This is a genomic window from Alteromonas gracilis (assembly GCF_043642145.1).
Classification (GTDB): domain Bacteria; phylum Pseudomonadota; class Gammaproteobacteria; order Enterobacterales; family Alteromonadaceae; genus Alteromonas; species Alteromonas gracilis_B.
The window spans coordinates 1-4,617 of sequence record NZ_JBHZRZ010000024.1 but is presented as its reverse complement, the minus strand read 5'-3'; the positions used below and the strand labels follow the sequence as shown (position 1 = coordinate 4,617).

Here is a 4,617-nt window from a genome sequence, read left to right as displayed (position 1 = left end):
ATTGGGCTATGTCAGCCCATATGAATACGAAGCGACATACGCTTAACATGGATGTCCACTTTTAGTGGGTAAGACCAGTGCTACTAGTGAAAAGTGAAGCAATTACTTTTTTCAAAGGTGTTTTTCTAGGTGGGTTTTTCTCTCTAGTCGCATTTGGTTGTCTAATTGGTTTAATTGTCCAGCTTAACCAAGAAAGCTCAGAATTAGTAAATGTAATTTTATGTGCAATCGGTCTTGGTGCTTCTAGCTTAGCTGCACTTTGGGGTGCTGGTTTTTGGAAACGTTGGTGGCTTGTTGGCTTCTTTGCCTTTGCTCCAGTTATACTCACAGTGGATTTCACTTTAAATCCAATCTTTCCAGTAGGCACAATCATTGTTGCTGTTTTGTGCTTCTTTAATAAAGGTAATAAAAGTGCACGCACCTAACAAGTCAATCAACACGCTCACTGCGTTCGCTGGGACGCATACACGCAGGGCGGCTTCGCCATTATGCCCTACGCGCCTGCGCCCGTTATTGAAAAGTTAGGCGTCATTTACTTACAGCATTAAAAAGTAGGTTCAGCCGTGACATTACAGCATCAAGGCTGTTTCGCTAGGTTGTCTTTATTGCTTACTTTTTCAGACGTTTCAACGACTTTAGCAACGCGGTTTTTTATCAACACAGTAACGCTAACATTTAACATCATTAGTATTCTAAACTCGCTCTTTTATCCAGCAACCTCCTTAACATCTGGCATTTCGAACAGGGTTGTTTTATCTTAAATTCAATAATTTAAACAAGTGGCCGTATCGGCTAGTGGTGGCAGCAAAGCTGCGTACTTTCCTTTGTACGCCTAACAAAACGCTGTTGGCACTCCCTCCGGTCGCTGGGACGCTAACACGTGGGCTGACTCACTTCGTTCGGATTTTAGCCCACATGCTAGCGCCCCAAAGCTTAGCGTTATAAGGCGTCAGCCTAAACTGCGTTTGGCTTTATAAAAATCCCCGTACAACTACCCTCACCTGTTTTTATAAGCATCGCTCTGGCTTGTGGTAGGTTTAAATCCGCCGCTTTCAATTCAAAGGTGGTGTAATAGGCGCTCAATCTCCAAGTTCTTATTCTAAGCCAGCAAGCGCCATTACACTCGATAGCTCAGATAGCGGCTAGCTTCAGCCAAATCAAAACCATCACTGCTCAGTCGTTTTGCTTGTTTGTGTTAACAATCAATCGTATGCTGGCTTCAACAGTTTTTAAACAGACCAAAGGAACTGGCTCTGCTTCTAACAAAGCGCTAAAGACCACTCCCTTCGGTCGTTCGGACGCAATTACGCGGGGCGGCTTCGCCATTATGCCCCACGCAACTGCGCCGCTTAGCTTAAAGTTATAAGGCGTCAGCCTAAACTGCGTTTGGCTTTATAAAAATCCCCGTACAACTACCCTCACCTGTTTTTATAAGCATCGCTCTGGCTTGTGGTAGGTTTAAATCCGCCGCTTTCAATTCAAAGGTTGCGCATTAGGCGCTTTATCGCCAAGTTATTATTCAACGTCAACAAGCGCCAATGCGTTCGACAGTTCAAATGGCGGCTAGCTTAAGCTAAATCAAAAACACTAGTGCACAGTCGTTTTGCTTGTTTGTGTTAACAATCAATCGTATGCTGGCTTCATCAGTTTTTAAACAGACCAAAGGAACTGGCTCTGCTTCTAACAAAGCGCTAAAGACCACTCCCTTCGGTCGCTCGGACGCATTTACGCGGGGCGGCTTCGCCATGATGCCCCACGTAACTGCGCCGCTTAGCTTAATGTTATAAGGCGTCAGCCTAAACTATGTTTGGCTTTATAAACTTATCAGTTCAACCGCCCTTACCTGTTGTTCCCAACATCGCCAAAGCATTGGTAGTTTTAATATCACCGCGCTTACTTCGAAGGTCTCGCAATAGGCGCTTTATCGCCCAGTTCTTATTTTGAGTCAGCAAGCGCCATTACACTCGGTAGCTCAAATGGCGGCTGGCTTCAGCCAAATCAAAAACATCAGTGCACAGTCGTTTTGCTTGTTTGTGTTAACAATCAATCGTATGCTGGCTTCATCAGTTTTTAAACAGACCAAAGGAACTGGCTCTGCTTCTAACAAAGCGCTCAAGTCCACTCCCTTCGGTCGTTCGGACGCTAACATGTGGGCTAACTCGCTTCGCTCGGAATTTTAGCCCACATGCCAGCGCCGCTTAGCTTAATGTTAGCTATTTTGATGAACATGCTATTTTCATTTGCTATTTTTTTACTCTATTTGTCGCCAATTGCCTTTGTATTCCTTTACTCAAAATATGAATATCAGCATTCATTAGCGACCAGTTTCAAAAGGTGGAGAAACTCCAAGATAATTGGCATTGTTTTCTTTGCTGTGCTGACCTTTTTCATAGCTACAACTGAAGGGACTAGCTGGAGATTATCAACTTATTGGTATTTGCTATGGGAACCAGGTTTAAGTATTAGCCTTATCGTATTTTCCAAACCTGCCAGTGAAATTATAGAAGGCTTTTCGTCACTAGATTATTTCGGCGAGGACTTTGGGCATATTTTAGGGTGGTTCGGCCTTTTATCCGTATCATGTGTACTTGGGGTTGAAGTTTTAAGGCATAGCTAACAAACGCATAAACTCGCTCGCGGGCTCGCTGGGACAAAAATACGTAGGCTCCCTGCGCTTCGCTTGATATTGTAGCCTACGTATTTTTGCCCGTTATGCGGGCCGTTAGGCATTTCGCAATATGACCATAGTAATGATGCTGAAAAACGAACGGCAATCACTTCCAAAGTGTTGCTGTACAGATATGGAAGAAGCGGTTAAAGATAAAGGATTTCCAATATACTACAGTAGTGCGTATCAAGAATTCGGTCTTAAATTAAGCAGTGGCTACGAATATTTAATCTTAGAATATTGCAATTGGTGTGGTGCGAAATTGCCAATATCCAGAAGAGATGAATGGTTTGATTCCCTAGAAAAGCAGGGCATTGACCCTTGGGAAAATGACATCCCAATAAACTATCTTAGCTCTTCGTGGTGGGAACATGCCTAACAAAAAAATTATGTCGCCCGCAAGCGGGCTGGGACACAAACAGGCAGGCGGCTTCGCCATTGTAGCCTGCCTGTTTGTGCCCCATATTTAAAAGTTATAAGGCGTCAGCCTAAACTTCGTTTGGCTTAATACAAATCCCAGTGTAACTACCCTCACCTGTTTTCATTAGCATCGCTCTAGCTTGTGGTAGGTTTAAATCCGCCGCTTTCAATTTAAAGGTGGTGTAATAGGCGCTTTATCTCCAAGTTCTTATTTTCATTCAGCAAGCGCCATTACACTCGATAGCTCAGATGGCGGCTAGCTTCAGCTAAATCAAAAACATTTGTGCACAGTCGTTTTGCTTGTTTGTGTTAACAATCAATCGTATGCTGGCTTCAACAGTTTTTAAACAGACCAAAGGAACTGGCTCTGCTTCTAACAAAGCGCTAAAGTCCACTCCCTTCGGTCGCTCGGACGCATTTACGCGGGGCGGCTTCGCCATGATGCCCCACGCAACTGCGCCGCTTAGCTTAATGTTAGCTGCCAAAGGAAAAGGAAACTCATGGGACTTCACGTACACAATTTAGGAAACCTTCCCAACACAGTGGATGGCCGAGACTTTTTCATATATGTATTAGACTATGGTTGGAAAGAACCATTAACTGACACATTGGTCGCAAACTTCACTAACATGGCTAGAAAAGCCTCTGAATCTCGCTCAATGGTTATTGCTGGTATAGATCCAGTCCACTTCGCAAACGAAGTATTTTCTTGGCATCAAATTAATGGCGAAGATGGAGAGTCCATGTTGCCAGCCATTATGATTTCAACTTTAACCCCCAACTATTTTTACGAAAATAATCATCATCGTCGGGCAGCCTCAGAAATTGATGACAAGCTGGTTTTAATACCGCTAAAAAAGGTATGCGAAAGCACAGATGACGTTATAAAGCTAATTGGTTCGATTTTTAAAGACATAGAAAAAAAGTCTGAGTTAACTGGATTCGAAGTGGTAAAAAAGCTACAAAAAGGTAAAGGTCGGCGATTCGCCGATGCATTAATATTGGAGCCCAATTTCAGTGGGCTAGGTATAAATTTAAGGTCGTTGTTTGGAAAAGGCAGCTAACAAAACGCTGTTGGCACTCCCTTCGGTCGCTGGGACGCTAACACGTGGGCTGACTCACTTCGTTCGGATTTTAGCCCACGTGCTAGCGCCCCAAAGCTTAGCGTTATAAGGCGTCAGCCTAAACTGCGTTTGACTTTATAAAAATCCCCGTACAACTACCCTCACCTGTTTTTATAAGCATCGCTCTGGCTTGTGGTAGGTTTAAACCCGCCGCTTTCAATTCAAAGGTTGCGCATTAGGCGCTTTATCGCCAAGTTATTATTCAACGTCAATAAGCGCCAATGCGTTCGACAGTTCAAATGGCGGCTAGCTTAAGCTAAATCAAAAACACTAGTGCACAGTCGTTTTTCTTGTCTGTGTTAACAATCAATCGTATGCTGGCTTTATCAGTTTTTAAAAAGACCAAAGGAACTGGCTCTGCTTCTAACAAAGCGCTAAAGACCACTCCCTTCGGTCGCTCGGACG

At 43.8% G+C, this 4,617-nt stretch carries 8 protein-coding genes; all 8 read left to right on the top strand.

Going from position 1 to position 4,617, the window contains the following annotated elements; genetic code table 11:
- The first annotated feature begins 86 nt into the window (after positions 1-86).
- Positions 87-425, top strand: a complete 339-nt coding sequence (locus ACHUFN_RS19995) for a hypothetical protein (RefSeq protein WP_394224488.1) — start codon at positions 87-89, stop codon at positions 423-425.
- A gap of 785 nt (positions 426-1,210) precedes the next feature.
- On the top strand, positions 1,211-1,366 hold the full coding sequence (locus ACHUFN_RS19990) for a hypothetical protein (RefSeq protein ID WP_394224487.1): 156 nt from the start codon (positions 1,211-1,213) through the stop codon (positions 1,364-1,366).
- A gap of 265 nt (positions 1,367-1,631) precedes the next feature.
- Positions 1,632-1,787 (top strand): hypothetical protein, encoded by a 156-nt coding sequence (locus tag ACHUFN_RS19985; RefSeq protein WP_394224486.1) that lies wholly within the window; start codon positions 1,632-1,634, stop codon positions 1,785-1,787.
- A gap of 189 nt (positions 1,788-1,976) precedes the next feature.
- On the top strand, positions 1,977-2,180 hold the full coding sequence (locus ACHUFN_RS19980; protein WP_394224485.1) for a hypothetical protein: 204 nt from the start codon (positions 1,977-1,979) through the stop codon (positions 2,178-2,180).
- A gap of 5 nt (positions 2,181-2,185) precedes the next feature.
- Positions 2,186-2,617, top strand: a complete 432-nt coding sequence (locus tag ACHUFN_RS19975) for a hypothetical protein (RefSeq protein WP_394224484.1) — start codon at positions 2,186-2,188, stop codon at positions 2,615-2,617.
- A gap of 121 nt (positions 2,618-2,738) precedes the next feature.
- A complete protein-coding gene (locus tag ACHUFN_RS19970; RefSeq protein WP_394224483.1) occupies positions 2,739-3,047 on the top strand; it encodes a DUF6980 family protein in 309 nt (102 codons plus the stop codon).
- Positions 3,048-3,412: 365 nt separating this feature from the next.
- Entirely contained in the window at positions 3,413-3,613 is a 201-nt protein-coding gene (locus tag ACHUFN_RS19965; RefSeq protein WP_394224482.1) for a hypothetical protein, read from the top strand.
- Entirely contained in the window at positions 3,589-4,152 is a 564-nt protein-coding gene (locus ACHUFN_RS19960; RefSeq protein ID WP_394224481.1) for a hypothetical protein, read from the top strand. Before ACHUFN_RS19965 ends, ACHUFN_RS19960 begins: the two co-directional genes overlap by 25 nt.
- Positions 4,153-4,617: the final 465 nt, after the last annotated feature.

Bases quoted from the DNA above. Each gene is read 5' to 3' on its own strand.
- ACHUFN_RS19990 (WP_394224487.1), top strand. From the start codon at position 1,211: ATGCTGGCTTCAACAGTTTTTAAACAGACCAAAGGAACTGGCTCTGCT.
- ACHUFN_RS19985 (WP_394224486.1), top strand. From the start codon at position 1,632: ATGCTGGCTTCATCAGTTTTTAAACAGACCAAAGGAACTGGCTCTGCT.
- ACHUFN_RS19980 (WP_394224485.1), top strand. From the start codon at position 1,977: ATGGCGGCTGGCTTCAGCCAAATCAAAAACATCAGTGCACAGTCGTTT.
- ACHUFN_RS19975 (WP_394224484.1), top strand. From the start codon at position 2,186: ATGCCAGCGCCGCTTAGCTTAATGTTAGCTATTTTGATGAACATGCTA.
- ACHUFN_RS19970 (WP_394224483.1), top strand. From the start codon at position 2,739: ATGACCATAGTAATGATGCTGAAAAACGAACGGCAATCACTTCCAAAG.
- ACHUFN_RS19965 (WP_394224482.1), top strand. From the start codon at position 3,413: ATGCTGGCTTCAACAGTTTTTAAACAGACCAAAGGAACTGGCTCTGCT.
- ACHUFN_RS19960 (WP_394224481.1), top strand. From the start codon at position 3,589: ATGGGACTTCACGTACACAATTTAGGAAACCTTCCCAACACAGTGGAT.